This window comes from Enterococcus malodoratus ATCC 43197 (assembly GCF_000407185.1).
In the GTDB taxonomy this organism is placed as follows: Bacteria; Bacillota; Bacilli; order Lactobacillales; family Enterococcaceae; genus Enterococcus_A; species Enterococcus_A malodoratus.
The window spans coordinates 671,434-687,651 of record NZ_KE136481.1 but is presented as its reverse complement, the minus strand read 5'-3'; the positions used below and the strand labels follow the sequence as shown (position 1 = coordinate 687,651).

The following is a 16,218-nucleotide window of genomic DNA, read 5'->3' as shown; positions in this document are numbered from 1 at the left end:
AAACAAGCGAAGAAATAATTGTGATTCAAGCTGAAGCAACCACTCCTATACCTACAGGAGTGGTTTTTTGGTCCCATGACAAAGGGACTGCTAAACTGATCATTCAGTTGAAAAAAGATCATATAAATCAGACCTTACCTCAAGGAACAATCGTTCCGATCCTTTTAGAGTTCAATTCAGACACAGCGGCTAAGGGAAAAGGACGTCATATTTACCATGCGGTAATTGAGAATGCTTTAGAAGGAATAGTCTCTATTGTTTTAGAAGACAATATTTTGGGGTACGTTGGCCGTGTAGATGGTTCGGTTTATATTGAATTACCTGATTCACGATCACTTGATACTGCCGGGAGGTTTACTTTTGACATTAAACGAAGCCCTATCGATGAGGATGTTCCTGAATTGGAGGATTATTATTGGCAAGGATTCAACGAGATTATACAAGAATCAAAACGTTTAATCGATCAAGTAGAGAGTAACTGCGAAACTGTTCTAAATGATCTGTCTTCAAAAGTCACTTCCTTAGAAATTCAGACATCAGATATAAAAAGCAAACAAGCAGAGATATTGAAAAGTATTGAAGATAATGACGTTTTCACTAAACAAGAAAGTTCTGCAAACGTGATCTATCAAGTAATTGGTAAAGAAAAAGTTCGAATGACCTTTACTCTTGATTTTTTAGGTAAAGAAGCTGGGGTCATGACTAACAACGCCAATACTTACAAAGCGTATGGAGGAACTTCTTTAGGTGTACCCTCAAATTTCACGAGTGAAATTGATCAGAATAGTTACAATAAAATTGCAAAACTGGATAATAACTTATCTTCATATCCTACAACCGGAGCCGGATATATAAGGCAAGTGCTTCTATCTTACAATGTATTGGACTTTTTAAAGAAACAGCTTGGCGAAGAATATTTTACAGCTCAAGGAGCGTTGAGTAATTCTGAACAGGTTGAACTAATCAAGCCGAAAATAACGAATGATCAGGGTAATGTTTATGGTTATGGAGTAGGTGCTGGGGGAAATAAGCTGACTTTCGCGGTATGGAATGTTCGCTGGCTTAATTGGTCCGGAACAAAATCACGTACAACTGCCACTGTTTCAAACATTTCTATTCCAATTAATAATGCTAAGGAATATATAGATAGTGATGGCAATTGTCATTTTATAGCATATGCGCCGGTTTCAGATGATAGTACAGCGTCGGCAGCAAACTTAGATTATGCAAATTATCAATTTACGATTGAGCTTTCTATGAATGAGTTTATTCAATCCATGATAGCTGCCAATCACATAGAAAATTTAGCAGCTCAAGAAGAGGCAGAAGCAAGCGAAGACAATACTAAAACGATGACTCCACTTCGGGTTTTTCAATCAATTGCTAAATGGACGAAAGATAAGTTCGTATCTATGACTGAAAATGAAACAGTATTGGGGATCAAGAATTTTGCGAACGGACTTCAGGTTAATGGGAGAAACGTGCTGTCCCAAAAAGGAGAAATTGTATTTGATCATACTAGCGAAACAGATTCGTCTATTCAATCTGGAATAGTTAGATTTAAACGATACGGAGATTGGATTTTAGTCAATTTTAACTTCCAGTGTAGAAGTACGGATATTGCCTCTGGCGGGAACCTTATCGATTCTTTAGAAGCAGATATAGTTCCATCCGGATCTATTCAGGTAGATGTTACTTTTGATAAGGCACTGACTATTGATGCTTCAGGTAAAGTAACAGCATTATGGGGGTTGGAAGCAAATAAATATTATACTGGCTCTGCTACGTACTTTGCGAAGAATAAATTATAGGAGGAAAGAAATGAAAACTATTTATAAGGTCCTATATCCAGTAGGTTACGAAGAACACGAGGTGTCGGATGATTTTCCAACGGTGTTGCCATTTGTTGAAGAAGTACCTATTCAAAATTTGGAAAATCCACAATCTCAGTTCTTTAATTTTTCTAAGAACAGATGGGAAGAGACGGTTACTCCAAATTACGCAGAAAAATTAGAGTTGATTGAGACTTTAACAGAAACTGTCCAAAAGGAAAATGAATTCTTAAAAGAAAAGGCAGAAGTCCAAGAAAACCAATTGACTGATACTCAATTAGCGTTAGCTGAAGTGTATGAAATGCTCGTTCCAGCAGACAGGGAGGTTAATTAGATGGCAAATATTTACGTCAATTTGATTCAGAAAGGTCTGAAAACTATTGAGGAAGTACCAAAGACAATTAGAAAAGAAGTACAAGCGATCTTGGATGCAGACATTGCGGATTAAGATTGCTTTTTATTTGCTCAGAAAAGAGGTGAATACAATGGCAGTAGTCTACGCGACGTTGATTATCAAAGGTAGGAAAACGATCGAACAAGTACCTGGTCTGATCCGCGAACAAGTGAGAGAAATATTGGTGGATATGGATTTACCTGAATTGGCACAGTAGCACACTTTCGAGTGTGCTTTTTATTTTGATTGGAAGGGGGAATTTATTTTGGAAAAATATTTAAATGCAGCATCTATTGTAACAGGGGTGTTGGGCGGTGTAATGGTTAGTTGGCTTGGAGGGATGGATGCAATTTTGCACGCGTTGGTATATTTGGTAATTGTGGATTACTTAACTGGATTATTAAAAGCATGGAATTTGAAAGAAATCAGTAGCAGAATCGGATTTATTGGATTGATTCGAAAGGTATTGATCTTTGTAGTTATTGCAGTAGCAGTGGAAGTAGAAAAGGTGATCGGTAGCTCGATTCCGCTTCGTGAGATCGTCATTATGTTTTATCTAGCTAACGAAGGCATTAGCTTCTTAGAAAACATTTCAGTGTTCATTAATTTTCCAGATCAAATTAAAGATGCTTTTTTGCAAATTAGAGGAACACATGATGAAAAGGAGGACAAATAACATGGATATGAAAAAAGCAAAAGAAGCTTACGAAAAATCCGATGATAAAAATGTCGGTTTGCAGCCTCAACCGAAAGAGATCGAAGAAAAGAAGGAGGAAAAATAATGGCCATTAATATTGAAACGGGTTTAGCTGTTGTTCAGCGTTTCGTAAACAACTGCAGCTACAGCATGTATGGCTCGCGATATTATACGGACGGCACTTGTGATTGTTCGGGGTCTGTCTATCGTATTTTACGTGAATCAGGCGGTTTTGATTATGGATATATTCCGAGTACCGAAACGTTGCACGATTACCTTACGAAGTTAGGATATGAAAAAATCGCCGAGAACAGTGACTTTCCGATGCAACGCGGAGATATCATCATCTGGGGACAAAAAGGATACTCTGCCGGTGCCGGCGGTCACACAGGGATTGCACTAGATAATCAAAATTGGATAGAATGCACAGGATGGAAGGATACAACAATTATTGCCAATCATGATCAACGATGGGTAATGGCTGGGTGTCCTTATTTTTATGCCTATCGGTTGAAGTCCACGCCTAAACCGAATCCAAGTCCAGCACCAGCACCTAAGCCTCAACCTTCTGGAAATAAGAATGGTATTGCGATCGATAATGTCACCAAAGATCAGGCGGTAAAAATGGTTCAGCGTATTCAAACGAAATACGCCTGGACGTTGCTTCGTGACCAAGTGAAACGTGTGTTGCAGCCGAACAAAGTCTATACGCTGGTTATCACTTGCGATTCAAAATGGAAGTATGAGAATGCGGTCAATCGTTTGAAGCAAGAGCTTAAAACATACTATCCAGGCTACATGCAGCAAAACATTGCGATCGTTGATGGAGACAAACCTATAATCAAGATCGAGGCACGGAATTTGAATGATGAGCAAAGCAAGAAGATGGAAGGCCACGTGCGCAATTTCTTGAAGGATGTGCTATTAGACCAGCAGACGTATGCAGAAGCGAACTCTTATGGAACCTATGACGTTCGCGTTAAAGGGGAAGGATTTAACAATACAGATGCGCCTATTGTATTGAAAGAGATTCAAGAAATGGGCAAAGCAAAGGATGTTGGAATTAATCCAACGCATATGAAAGGATTTAAGTATTAGAATGCGCTTGCAAGATATTAACAAAAGAGCTATTATGAATGTGTAAGTTTTGCCAGAACTTACTTCTTTTTCATAACTAAGTTTCATCTTTCAGCAACCAGTCGTGTGCAGGCTGGTTGTTTTTTTGTGGAACTTAGAAACATGAGTGTATCATTTGCAAAGAAATCGGTTTCTATGTAACATCTACTCTATTGGGAAGTCACTCGCCCATAAAAAAAGGGAACGTCAGATACAGTTACTTGGGGAAGTGGACTGTGGGGAAGATCTGACGTTCTATTTCTTTATTGTAACACGTTTAAAAAATAATAATACTCATTTAAAGTACCCTTAGTTCAATTGGTAGAATACTCCGGTTCATATCGGAAGATGCGGGTTCGAGGCCTGCGGAGTACATAAAAAAACTAAATGTAATCTAGAAAACTGATTTTAAGTTAAATAGTTATAGTAAAGACTTCTAAACTAAGCTGTTTTTTCTATTGCATATGTAACCTTAACATTATATACTAAAGATCCAAGTGAATCTTTTATTTTCTCTAGGGGCGCTCAATAATTGAGCGTCCCTTTTTGGTGCGATATCATCATATTGCTTTTCAATGTAACCGTTTCATTGTATACTAAATTTATTCTAGAGAATCTTTTATTTCTGTGGAGCACCTGAGTGATCGGGTGCTTCTTTTTATTTGTATTGCTTATGCCTTGCTTATGTAAGCGTTTTATATTAAAATGTCAGTATCCTAGAAACTTTTCTTTCATTTTATCTGCGTGCACTCGAATAATCGGGTGCTCCTTTTTATTTCAGAAATCATTTTATTTGCCATTGTAACCGCTTTATATTATCATAGAAATACTAAGTATCCTCATACCTCAACTAACAGGAGGGGCAGGCACCCTGGCGAAAGGTGCCTGTTTTTTTATTGCGCTGAAACCTAAAAGTGATATACTGCTAAGTAGAGAGTAATCCGCTCTCACATTTTCTTTTGCCCACTCTTTACCCTTGCTAGGGAGTGGGTTTTCGTATGCAGCAAACACCCTCTACAGCCTTAGTTGGATGTAGAGGGTTTATTTTTATATTCTCATTATCCCAATCAACTCGCGAACGTTATACGAACATATTCTTAAGTATTTCAAAGATAGCAGATAAATTTCTGAGAGGTGTGATTTTAAAGTGAGTATTGAATTACCTATGAGTTACCCAAAAATTTCATTCGGTGAGTAATCCAAACATCTTAAAAACAAGGTGTTTAAAGTATTTCAGATTTAAATTATTTGAGCTTAATTTAAAGAAGAAACCCGTCACCCGCTTTATTTTGAACACTGCAGCTTTGGTTTTGCTAAGCTGTGGTGTTTTTTGGTATCTTTTACTTTTCTTTTAAAGGCCCCTTGCTATTCAAACGATGATTGATGTATGCTAAGGGTGATGTGAGAGGCAACTCTCACTTAGGGTAATTTATCCTGATTAAACCAACGTTTGTGGCTGAGCGTTGGTTTTTTTATGCTTCCATAAAATGAATTATGCGAAAAAGAATATTTAAAATTGCCGTTGATTTGTAGAAAGGGCTTACTTTAATGAAGGGATTTGTTTGTATAAAAAATAGCCCTTTTTGTATTTGAAATTACTAGAGTTCTCTTGATTGTAAGAATATACTAATTGCTAAATTGAAGGAGGGAAGAAAATGATGTTTGAGGGAGTATATCGTTGGGTAATTCGAATCAGCATTGCATTAGCGGCATTTTTCTTTGGGTGGGGAATTATTTTCTATTCTCGTCTTCCAAATAGGATTCCGATCCAGTTTGGTTTTGATGGAAGCGTGAATAACTTTGGTAGCAAGCCAGCCGTCTTTTTATTTCCGATACTTTTATTACTGGTTGCGTTGATCGGCAGAAGTAATTATATTGATATGAAATATTCTACAGCGAGTGGTCAGAATCACCTGCATAAAATTATTATGTGTGGGTGTTTGATATTAATATGCGGCGTTGGAATGTATTTATTTCTCTTGTATGCACAGATGTTGAAATAAAAAAATCCTCACAGGGAGGACTAAGAAGTAGTGATGCCAAATAGACTTAAGATCAAAAGCAGTAGGGCCGGCAGCATTGAATTCATCGTGTTTAGCATCCAATGAACCATGATAGAGCTCCAAATATTTTTGGAAATCAGATAAATTAAACCGAAATAGACGCCTATAACCATGTAAGGGACCATAGCGTATATATTCCCATTAAAATTGTTCCAATGAATCAATCCAAATAAAATACCTTGGACAAAAAGCATGATCACTTGCAGTGCTTTGCTAGAAAAGCTTCCTAACAATAAGTAGCGAAAGGTCAATTCTTCAGCAAAAGGAGCAAGAAAAGGTGCAACCGCAGCTAAAAGTACCCATCCTGAACTAAGTGTTTTTGAAGAATCGTTTGTCGAGGAGCGAACTTGAAGGAGTTCACTAGGAATTAAATTACGAACGACCTGCAGCAATATGAAAGCACCAGCAACTAAAAGGATGCTCAGCAACAACCGTCGAAAAAGTTTTTGTCGGAAAAGTTGCCATTGAGCCTTTAAAAAATCTCGGAACAGATAAATCATGACTAAAAATCCTGTTAAAAAAAGCAGCGTTGAAACTAACAAGGCAATTTTTGGATTTTTATCAACGTGAAGAAGTGGAAAAAGGACATTTCCAATCAGTAATTCTAATGGAATAACTAGAAGTCCCCACCATTGTTTTTTATTTGTTACCATATTTTATCCCCCATTCTTTTCATAGTGTAAAAAAATAGAGTGAAAGTGTAAAGCAATATGGAACATTATAGATTTCGACTTTGATTGTTTTGGTATACTAGTACTTGGAACGTATTTCGCTTTTTTGTTTTAGCGCAGTATATGAGTTTAAAAGGAGTTGAGGGTTTGTCGGATTATCAAATGCAAAAAACGATGGGGAAATGTTTCCGCAGTAAAGGGTCCAGTATAACTGGAATTATTCGGATTTTGGGTAGCTGGTATGATTATAAAGTGATTTACGGGCCGCCCGAGCCTGAGGATATGCTGGAAGTAATTGACTTTACTAGTCGGGAATTGTTAGTGGTCATCAATAATAATCTAAAAGAAAGTGATGTGAATTATATTGGTAGTATTTAATATTATTTTATTAGTATTAGCTGTTGTTGTAGTTTTGTTTGTTGTAAGTCAATTGATTGTAATCGTTCAACAAGGTGAGGTTAAGGTCGTTGAAAGTTTTGGGAAATACGTCAAGACGCTAGATCCAGGGTTACACTTTTTGGTTCCAATTTTATATGTGGTTCGCCGTCGAGTGTCGTTAAAGCAAACGCCGATCCAAATTGAGCCTCAAAGTGTCATTACTCGTGATAATGTAATTGTTGAGATTGATGAAGCAATCAAGTATCATGTGACAGATGCAAGAGCTTTTGTATATGATAACGAAGACTCTGTCACGTCAATGATCCAGGATTGTCAATCCAACTTACGAGGAATTATTGGTAAGATGGAATTAAACGAAGTATTAAACGGAACTGAAGAAATCAACGTAAATCTTTATGAGAGTGTCAAAGATATTACTGCAGGCTACGGTTTGTCGATTGATCGAATCAATATTGGTGAAATTTCGGTTTCTGATGAGATCGTGAACTCAATGAATAAATTAATTACGGCAAGTCGAGATAAGGAATCGCTGATTACAATTTCTGAGGGGAAAAAACAATCGGTCATTTTAGAATCTGAAGCAAAATCCTCTGAAATGCAGATTGATGCAGAAGCGCGAGCAAGACAAACCAAAATTGATGCGGATGCACGAGCAGACCGTACACGAATTGATGCAGCGGCGGAAGCTGATCGAATTGCCAAAATTACGGAAGCAGAGACGGCAAGAATCAAAGAAATTAATAAAGCGATTGCCGAAAGCAACCTAACTGATGAAATGATTGCTTATCTAGGCATTGAGGCATTTAAACATGTGGTTGAGAATAATGGCAATACCGTCATTATGCCAAGTAATTTGACCGAGCTTGGCAACGTTCCGGCAATTAAAGAAATTTGGCAACAAACTAAATAGACTGTTGGTTCTGTTTTTCAGTTTCGGCAGTTCTAGTAGATCGAATGACGTGATCAGGCATTAACTTATTTTTAAATGAACTAGGAGCTGAAGTATCATCGCAACAAAGAAACAAGCACCTAAAATAGTTTCGGCAATCGTTGTTCTATTGGCGGGGCTCTACGGTGTCTACTCACAGGTAGGATCCAATAATGATTCAAGTAATGAAGTAAAAGAAGTCAGTGTCAGCAAAATTTCAGAAGTTCCAGATTATGATGGTAAACATCAAACGATTCAATTGAATCATAACCGTCCTAATTTTTCTAAAAACGATCTTTCATTAGAAGATGGAACTTGGACGCGCTTTTCTGACCTGGATCAGCTGAATCGTGTAGGCTCGGCTAATGCAATGTTGGGCAAAGAGTTGATGCCTCATCAAGAGCGCGAGCGATTATATGTGAAGCCGACTGGCTGGCATCAAAAATTTTATAATGATAAGCCACTATATAATCGAGCACATCTGATCGCGTTTCAATTTTCGGGAGAAAACAATAATCTGAAAAATTTAATGACCGGTACAGCATCCTTGAATGATCCAGGGATGAATGAGCATGAAATTGCAATCGGAAACTATATTCGAAAAACCAATCATCATGTGCGCTACCGTGTGACTCCTTATTTTAAAGGGGAAGAGTTAATTGCTCGGGGTGTTCAGATGGAGGCTCAGAGCATTGAAGATGATCAAATCTCATTTAATCTCTTCGTTTATAATGTTCAGGACGGCATCAAGATCGATTATCAGAACGGGTATTCACAAAAGGAATAGAAAAGAGAATCATCCATTTTTTTGGATGATTTTTTTTGCAAAAAAGACACTGTGAGACAAGCCGCTCAAACCACTATCAGGTAAAATGGATGTATATATCAATAAATAATAAGAAAGCGGGTGTTATGATGCAATGGAATGAATTATTCAACGCTGATCAAGAGCCGACTGAACGACAAATTACAGAGTTTATTTCGAGTCCTTTATGGCACGATTTAGCTAATCATTTGATCCAAACCTATCAAGTGAAACCTAAAAGTGTCTATAGTGGTTGTTCAATGGGCGATGATTATTGGAAAGGCTGGAACATAAAATTTAAAAAAAGCGGAAAAGCGCTATGTACGGTTTATCCAAAGGAAGGTTACTTTGTTGCGATGGTCTCTTTTAGCGCGAAGGAATTAGATGAAGCGGATTTATTGGTGCAAATTTGCGATGAATATACTAAAAATAAGTACCAACAGGCAAAATCCAGTAAGTTAGGTAAATCGATATCCTTCGAGGTAACAAATGAAGATATTTTACAAGATATAAAAGAACTTGCTGCACTGAGAGCTCGTTCGACAAAAAAGAATAAGCTTCAGAGTGTCTAAGAGAATTTTCTTAGGCATTTTTTTATTAATTTTTAAAATGCTATTGTCAATGAGAGATATATAATCGAAAATGGATATGGGATTTGAAAAGATGCCATCCTATATCTATTATTTAATATAAGAATGATGCTATACAATTAAATAGGAATAGTTATGGTTAAGGAGAAGTATATGAAGGATTATCAGAGGGAACGCTATAATGCGGCTGCATTAACATTGAGTAAAAAATTAGAACGAAGAAATTTTGTCGCGATTATTTGTCAAAATTTGACGGCGGCGAAGAATCAAGCTTTAGAATTGATCGATCAGGATAAATCAGTTGGTTTTGGCGGTTCGATCACGGTTGAACAGTCTGGAATTATTGATGAGTTGTATCAACGAAACCAAAAGATGATTGACCGTGAAAAAACAAGTTCAGCGGAAGAACGACATCAAGTCATGAAACAAGCATTAACAGCCGACTACTTTTTGACGAGTATCAATGGTGTCACAGAAGACGGGGAGTTAGTGAACATCGATAGCGTAGGAAATCGTGTAGCTGCTTTAACTTTTGGACCGGATAAAGTATTGGCATTTGTAAGTATGAGGAAAGTCTATGGTAATCTGGCCACAACTCTTGAGATGGTCCGTAAGAACACTGCGCCATTGAATGCTCATCGTCTAGGATTGGAAAAAACACCCTGTATCAAAAGGGGAAATTGCGGAGATTGTTTACAGTCTGAATGTATTTGCAATACAATTGCGGTAACAAGACGTTCGATGTCTAAGGAACGTATCATAGTCTTTCTAATTATTGATGAGATTGGATTGTAAAAATAATTATTAAACGTAAAAAGAATCGTATTTGCTATTGATAATTGAAAACCGTTGATCTAGCAAGATATAGAGAAAAATAAAAAAACCGAGGAAAACTCCTCGGTTTTTTTATTGCTTAACTTAATGAGCTGCTATTTTCCATAACTTCATCAATCAACCCATAAGCTTTTGCTTCATCGGCGCTCATAAAGTTATCACGATCAGTGTCACGTTCAATGACTTCGATCGGTTGTCCAGTACGTTCAGACAAAATATTGTTCAAACGTTCGCGTGTTTTTAAAATGTGACGTGCAGCGATTTCGATTTCAGTTGCTTGACCTTGTGCACCGCCAAGAGGTTGGTGAATCATGATCTCAGCATTAGGCAAAGCGAAACGTTTGCCTTTTGCACCAGCTGTTAATAGGAAGCTACCCATTGAAGCAGCCATACCAAGAACGATTGTTTGTACATCAGCTTTAACAAAATTCATTGTATCAAAAATTGCTAAGCCGGCAGATACGCTACCGCCTGGTGAGTTGATGTAAAGATAAATATCTTTTTCAGAATCTTGGGCATCCAAGAAAAGTAATTGGGCGATGATAGTGTTCGCCATATCGTCGTTTACCTCGCCGCTTAACATGATGATACGGTCTTTCAATAAACGAGAATAAATGTCGTAAGCACGTTCGCCACGAGATGATTGTTCAATGACTGTAGGAACTAAATTCATAGTGAATCCTCCTTAAAATATTGTTCGTAGATTATTTTAGCACAAACAAGGTTAGATTGCTAAAACTTAAGGAAAGTATACATCCTTGGTCAGTTTTGGTCAAATAGAAGGCTCCGTTTTTTTAAACAGGTCAAACTATCCTAGATTCATGAAAATATGGTACTATTAATAGCGCATAGAACAGTGTGTGGTTGAACTTAAAATTTTTTAAAAAATTTATTTTTTTTCGGCTGATATTGCCGCACTTTCAATAATTTAGCGGAGTGCAAACGTGCCGGAGACCGGTTTTATTTAAAAAATAATTCCGTAATTATGAAATAGGAGGGAAAAACGTGGAAATCGCATTTATTGGACTTATCGGCGTATTAATTGGGGCAGGATTAACGGGGATCGCGGTCTTTTTTGTCTTCAAATATATTGACCTGCGCCATCATCGTGAAAGAGAATTGGAACATCAGGTAAAAGAAATCGAAACGATTAATCTCTTAAATAAGAAAGTCAATGAGATCTTATCTAAACGTAATGTTTTAATGCAAGATTATGTGGCGTTCAATTCATTTGACGACTGTTACATCACAATCGATGATTTCATTTATTTGAACTCATTCGCCGCACAAAATAATTTTTATCTGCCTAATTATTTGATTGAAGAGTTCTTCAAAAATATTTCACATCGTAAAGTTATTTTATCTCCCGAGGAAACAGTTAAGATTGGCGGGTATACGTATAAAGGCGGACGAATTGTCATGGAAACTTTTTCCGAACAGCTTTTGGAGATCTTGGATGAAAAGAAACAACAATTGTCTCGTTTGACAAAACAGCCTTTACGCCATTTCAATGTGCAATAGTAAGTTCACGAAAAAACGTGAACAGATTTAAATCAGATTGTATTTTATAATCTGTGATTACAGACGAGGTGATAATAGATGACAGTGATTATTGCTCATCGCGGGAGTGCTGGGACTCACCCAGAGAATACATTACCTGCGTTTATGGAAGCAGTGCGGACAGGTGCGGACGGTATCGAGTTGGATGTCCATTTGACGGCTGATCAGCAATTAGTTGTGATTCATGATGAGAGTGTTGATCGTACGACAGACGGCAAAGGTCTGATTCGTGAATTGACATTAGAAGAAATAAAAGAATTAGACGCTGGCAGTTGGTTCGATGAAAAATATCAAGCGACGAAAATTTCAACGTTGCAAGAAGTTTTGAATTTATTGTTGCAGATGCGTTTTCGTGGTTTTTTATGTATTGAAATTAAGACGAATAAGTTTCATTATCCAGGTATTGAAGAAAAAATTTCATCGGTCATGACTAGTAAAGAATGGCCCTTTACCTATTGGTATACGAGTTTTAATATTGATTCGTTACGGATCATGCACGAATATGAACCAGATGCACAATATGATCTGATCCAGAAAAATGATTTAGAAAAATATAAGACTGTTTTGGATAGCGATTTTATTGAAGGGGTTCATCCGAGTTATGATTGGGTGAAGCAAAATCCTAGTATCGTCAAGGAATATGAAAAGGCGATTCGTCCATGGACACCTAATTTATATGAAACGATGATGGCTTGTTTTGAAAACAAACTAGCTGGAATCATTACTGACTTCCCAGAAAAGGCGATTCGAGCAAGAAGCAGGTATAATAAATGAAAGTAATCGCAATCGTGGGCCCGACTGCTGTAGGCAAAACGAGCCTGAGTATTGACTTGGCCAAACGTTTTAATGGGGAAATTATTAGCGGTGATTCTATGCAAGTGTATCGTGGATTGGATATCGGAACTGCTAAAGTTACGGTAGAAGAGATGGAAGGAATTCCGCATCATCTGATTGATGTACGTGATATTGATGAAAGCTATTCGGCAGCTGATTTTCAAAAAGCGGCTAGACAGGCGATTCAAGAAATCAGTCAACGAAATAAGTTGCCAATTATTGTAGGTGGTACAGGACTGTATATTCAGTCTTTGCTATGGGATTTCAAACTTGGCAGCGAGGGCGAACCAGAGGATGACTCGTTACGGGAAAAGTACGAAGCCTTTGCAGAGAAAAATGGAAACCAAGCTTTGTGGAAAAAACTGCAAATAGTTGATTCCTTAGCTGCAGAAAAAATTCATTATAATAATCGAAAAAAAATAGTTCGTGCGTTAGAGGTTTTCGAACTGACAGGGCACTCAATCTTGAAGCCAAAGGATCGGCCAAAGAAACTTTACGATAGTTTTTTGATCGGTTTGAATACGGACCGAGCTGTTTTGTATCAACGAATCAATCAACGCGTAGATTTGATGGTTGAACGGGGCCTTTTAAGTGAGGTCGAAATGCTTGCAAAAAATCCGAATGTCCAAGCTGCGCAAGGGATTGGCTACAAAGAATTGTTTCCTTATTTAGCGGGGGATTCTTCACTGTCGGAGTCGCTTGAAGAAGTGAAGCTGCATTCGCGCCGTTATGCTAAGCGACAATTGACATGGTTTCACAATCGTATGTCTGTTCATTGGTTCGATCTGGTACAACAACCAGAATTAATTACAGAAATCGAAGAAACTTTAGCCGATTGGTTAGCGGATGACACTTCTGATTTTTGCCGCTAGTCATGGTCGAGACGAAAATATTTTCACATGGAACTAGTATTGGAAATATGAAATTAAGAATCTGTTTGAATGCTACATTCTGAGAGGCACATTAGATAAGAGAATCGTTTTTAGTATAAGCAAGGGGGAAGCGGATTGTCAGAAAGAGTCATTTTAGTCGGCGTCGAGACAGACGAGAGTAAATATAACTATTTAGAATCAATGCATGAGTTGGCCGGACTAACCAAGACGGCTCATGGCGAGATAGTTTTTTCATTAACACAAAAACGTCCAAAAGTTGATCGACAAACGATTATCGGCAAGGGAAAGGTGGAAGAATTGGCGCAACTGGTTGATGCCCATGAAGCAGAACTTGTGATCTTTAACCACGCCTTATCACCACGTCAAAGCCAAACAATCGAAGAGCAAGTCGGTGTTCCGGTAATTGATCGAATTCAGTTGATTTTGGATATCTTTGCACAGCGTGCGCGTTCGAAAGAAGGAAAACTTCAGGTTGAATTAGCGCAGTTAGATTATTTATTACCACGTTTAGTAGGTCAAGGCCATAGTTTATCACGTCTAGGTGGCGGTATCGGTACGCGTGGTCCCGGAGAAACTAAGCTGGAAACTGATCGTCGGCACATTCGTCGACGTATTTCAGCAATTAAAAAGGAATTAAAAGAAGTTGGGGCTCACCGTGAACGCAGTCGTCAAAAACGCCAACAATCCAGTGTTTTCCAGATGGGACTGATTGGTTATACGAATGCTGGAAAGTCAACAATTTTGAATTTATTGACAAATGCGGATACGTACTCTGAAGATCAATTATTTGCGACCTTAGATCCGCTAACGAAGCGATGGCATTTGCCTCAAGGAATGGAAACAACCATTACTGATACGGTTGGGTTTATTCAGGACTTGCCGACACAATTAGTCGATGCCTTTCAATCAACTTTGGAAGAAAGCAGGGGTATGGATCTTTTGTTACATATCGTAGATGCCAGTGCTGAAGATCGTCAACAAGAAGAAAGAACAGTGATGAATTTGTTGAAAGAGCTTGAGATGGATACCATTCCAATGCTGACTATCTATAATAAGGCTGATCGAATCGATGAGTTTACTTTTACGCCGACGTTGTTTCCAAATGTTTTGATTTCTGCAAAAACGACCAAAGGGAAAGAATTGCTGGCTGAGGCGATCAAACGTGAGATTATGGACCTGCTGGATCCGTACTTGCTTACCTTGAATGCTGATGAAGGTCAGGCGTTAAGTGAGATGAAACGAGAGACTCTTGTCTTGAGCGAAACCTTTGATGAGGAAAAGGAACAATATATCGTACGAGGATTTGCAAAGAAGAAGTCTCTCTGGATTAGGAGAATGGAAGATGAATTGGACAACTGAGCTGGCGCCAGAGTTAGTTGAAAAGATCGATAAAGTTGACCACAAAATTGCTGACCGGCTTCAGGCAGTACGAGAAGTTGCTTTGTCGAATCAAGCTAAAGTATTATCGGCTTTTAGAGAGAATCATGTTTCGGAAAGTCATTTTTTAGCGTCAACTGGGTATGGAAACGACGACCAAGGGCGCGATGTTTTAGAAGCTGTTTATGCGCAAACGTTTGAGGCGGAAGCCGTTTTAGTTCGTCCGCAAATCGTTTCAGGGACCCATGCGATTTCTACTGCACTATTCGGCGTGCTGCGGCCGGGTGATGATTTGCTTTATATTACTGGAACTCCTTATGATACTTTGTTAGAAGTCATAGGGGTGCAGGGAAATGGAATCGGATCTTTTAAGGAATATAATATTGGATACGATGAAGTGGATCTTTTAGCGGACGGAAATGTTGATTTTGATGGGATTAAGCAGAAAATAACTGATAAAACGAAGGTCATAGCGATTCAAAGATCACGTGGTTATGCATCGCGACCATCATTTACTATAGAAAAAATCAAAGAGATGTGTGATTTCGTTAAAACCATCGCACCGAATATCGTTATTTTCGGTGATAATTGCTATGGCGAGTTTGCAGAACTAATGGAACCAACGCAAGTCGGGGCAGACTTGATGGCGGGTTCATTGATCAAGAATCCAGGTGGTGGGATTGCCAAAACAGGTGGATATATTGCTGGAAAACAGGATTTGATTGAGCGCTGCGCTTATCGTTTAACTACACCAGGTGTAGGAGCGGAAGGCGGGGCAATGTTGGGCAGTGTTTTTGATATGCTGCAAGGCTTTTTCTTAGCGCCGCATGTAGTCAGTCAAGCTGTTCAAGGAGCCATTTTTTCTGCTGCCTTATTAGCGGAGTACAACTTAGACTCAACACCGAAGTGGGATGAACCGCGAACGGACTTGATTCAGTTGATTGATTTCCATAATCGTGAAAAAATGATTCAATTCTGTCAGGCAATTCAAAAATATTCACCAATCGATGCTTATGTTGCGCCGATACCCTCTTATATGGCTGGGTATGAAGACGATATTATCATGGCGGCAGGAACGTTTATTCAAGGCGCAAGTATCGAATTAAGTGCGGATGGACCGTTGAGAGAACCATATTCATTATATCTTCAAGGCGGTTTGACCTTTGAACATGTCAAGGTTGCAGTAGCGAATGCTGTGAATGAGGTCTATCATCAATCATAAAAA

The 16,218-nt window shown here is 38.3% G+C and carries 19 protein-coding genes and 1 tRNA gene; 18 read left to right on the top strand and 2 right to left on the bottom strand.

The features are described 5' to 3' along the window. The first annotated feature begins 20 nt into the window (after nucleotides 1–20). The 8 genes from I585_RS03365 to I585_RS03340 all read left to right on the top strand — a co-directional run bounded on the left by I585_RS03365 (nucleotide 21) and on the right by I585_RS03340 (nucleotide 6,042). Nucleotides 21–1,811 (top strand): BppU family phage baseplate upper protein, encoded by a 1,791-nt coding sequence (locus tag I585_RS03365; RefSeq protein ID WP_111945103.1) that lies wholly within the window; start codon nucleotides 21–23, stop codon nucleotides 1,809–1,811. Nucleotides 1,812–1,821: 10 nt separating this feature from the next. Continuing rightward, nucleotides 1,822–2,166: a hypothetical protein gene (locus I585_RS03360; protein WP_016249935.1), complete on the top strand. Its 345-nt coding sequence runs from the start codon at nucleotides 1,822–1,824 to the stop codon at nucleotides 2,164–2,166. Then, nucleotides 2,167–2,280, top strand: coding sequence for a CD1375 family protein (locus I585_RS23810; RefSeq protein ID WP_010739627.1), 114 nt, complete (start codon nucleotides 2,167–2,169; stop codon nucleotides 2,278–2,280). It abuts the gene before it with no gap. Nucleotides 2,281–2,317: 37 nt separating this feature from the next. Beyond that, on the top strand, nucleotides 2,318–2,443 hold the full coding sequence (locus tag I585_RS23805) for a CD1375 family protein (protein WP_016249934.1): 126 nt from the start codon (nucleotides 2,318–2,320) through the stop codon (nucleotides 2,441–2,443). 48 nt (nucleotides 2,444–2,491) lie between these two features. Next, nucleotides 2,492–2,902 (top strand): phage holin family protein, encoded by a 411-nt coding sequence (locus tag I585_RS03355; RefSeq protein ID WP_010739625.1) that lies wholly within the window; start codon nucleotides 2,492–2,494, stop codon nucleotides 2,900–2,902. Nucleotides 2,903–3,007: 105 nt separating this feature from the next. Continuing rightward, entirely contained in the window at nucleotides 3,008–4,021 is a 1,014-nt protein-coding gene (locus I585_RS03350) for a peptidoglycan amidohydrolase family protein (protein ID WP_010739624.1), read from the top strand. Between the two features lie 321 nt (nucleotides 4,022–4,342). Then, a tRNA-Met gene (locus I585_RS03345) sits at nucleotides 4,343–4,414 on the top strand. Nucleotides 4,415–5,697: 1,283 nt separating this feature from the next. Then, nucleotides 5,698–6,042, top strand: a complete 345-nt coding sequence (locus I585_RS03340; RefSeq protein WP_244265970.1) for a DUF1648 domain-containing protein — start codon at nucleotides 5,698–5,700, stop codon at nucleotides 6,040–6,042. Nucleotides 6,043–6,062: 20 nt separating this feature from the next. Here the strand turns inward: I585_RS03340 and I585_RS03335 are convergent, their stop codons facing one another. Continuing rightward, entirely contained in the window at nucleotides 6,063–6,755 is a 693-nt protein-coding gene (locus I585_RS03335; RefSeq protein ID WP_010739622.1) for a CPBP family intramembrane glutamic endopeptidase, read from the bottom strand. 165 nt (nucleotides 6,756–6,920) lie between these two features. On the opposite strand from I585_RS03335, the gene I585_RS03330 reads away from it, so the two are divergent. From I585_RS03330 to I585_RS03310, 5 genes are all read left to right on the top strand, one after another. Then, a complete protein-coding gene (locus I585_RS03330; RefSeq protein WP_010739621.1) occupies nucleotides 6,921–7,151 on the top strand; it encodes a hypothetical protein in 231 nt (76 codons plus the stop codon). Continuing rightward, entirely contained in the window at nucleotides 7,138–8,082 is a 945-nt protein-coding gene (locus tag I585_RS03325) for an SPFH domain-containing protein (protein ID WP_010739620.1), read from the top strand. Before I585_RS03330 ends, I585_RS03325 begins: the two co-directional genes overlap by 14 nt. Nucleotides 8,083–8,230: 148 nt before the next feature. After that, nucleotides 8,231–8,887, top strand: coding sequence for a DNA/RNA non-specific endonuclease (locus I585_RS03320; RefSeq protein WP_010739619.1), 657 nt, complete (start codon nucleotides 8,231–8,233; stop codon nucleotides 8,885–8,887). A gap of 35 nt (nucleotides 8,888–8,922) precedes the next feature. Next, on the top strand, nucleotides 8,923–9,477 hold the full coding sequence (locus I585_RS03315; RefSeq protein ID WP_244265969.1) for a DUF3788 domain-containing protein: 555 nt from the start codon (nucleotides 8,923–8,925) through the stop codon (nucleotides 9,475–9,477). A gap of 171 nt (nucleotides 9,478–9,648) precedes the next feature. After that, complete coding sequence (locus I585_RS03310; protein WP_010739617.1) at nucleotides 9,649–10,290, top strand: lactate utilization protein; 642 nt, start codon at nucleotides 9,649–9,651, stop codon at nucleotides 10,288–10,290. Nucleotides 10,291–10,408: 118 nt separating this feature from the next. Here the strand turns inward: I585_RS03310 and clpP are convergent, their stop codons facing one another. Then, the gene (clpP, locus tag I585_RS03305) at nucleotides 10,409–11,002 is read right to left on the bottom strand and encodes an ATP-dependent Clp endopeptidase proteolytic subunit ClpP (protein WP_010739616.1); all 594 of its coding nucleotides are present in this window, start codon (nucleotides 11,000–11,002) and stop codon (nucleotides 10,409–10,411) included. 332 nt (nucleotides 11,003–11,334) lie between these two features. On the opposite strand from clpP, the gene I585_RS03300 reads away from it, so the two are divergent. The 5 genes from I585_RS03300 to I585_RS03280 all read left to right on the top strand — a co-directional run bounded on the left by I585_RS03300 (nucleotide 11,335) and on the right by I585_RS03280 (nucleotide 16,215). Next, nucleotides 11,335–11,850: a hypothetical protein gene (locus I585_RS03300; protein WP_010739615.1), complete on the top strand. Its 516-nt coding sequence runs from the start codon at nucleotides 11,335–11,337 to the stop codon at nucleotides 11,848–11,850. Between the two features lie 78 nt (nucleotides 11,851–11,928). After that, on the top strand, nucleotides 11,929–12,663 hold the full coding sequence (locus I585_RS03295; protein ID WP_010739614.1) for a glycerophosphodiester phosphodiesterase: 735 nt from the start codon (nucleotides 11,929–11,931) through the stop codon (nucleotides 12,661–12,663). Then, a complete protein-coding gene (gene miaA, locus I585_RS03290; RefSeq protein ID WP_010739613.1) occupies nucleotides 12,660–13,595 on the top strand; it encodes a tRNA (adenosine(37)-N6)-dimethylallyltransferase MiaA in 936 nt (311 codons plus the stop codon). Before I585_RS03295 ends, miaA begins: the two co-directional genes overlap by 4 nt. Nucleotides 13,596–13,730: 135 nt before the next feature. After that, nucleotides 13,731–14,975, top strand: a complete 1,245-nt coding sequence (gene hflX, locus I585_RS03285) for a GTPase HflX (protein WP_010739612.1) — start codon at nucleotides 13,731–13,733, stop codon at nucleotides 14,973–14,975. Further along, complete coding sequence (locus I585_RS03280; protein ID WP_010739611.1) at nucleotides 14,959–16,215, top strand: methionine gamma-lyase family protein; 1,257 nt, start codon at nucleotides 14,959–14,961, stop codon at nucleotides 16,213–16,215. Before hflX ends, I585_RS03280 begins: the two co-directional genes overlap by 17 nt. Nucleotides 16,216–16,218: the final 3 nt, after the last annotated feature.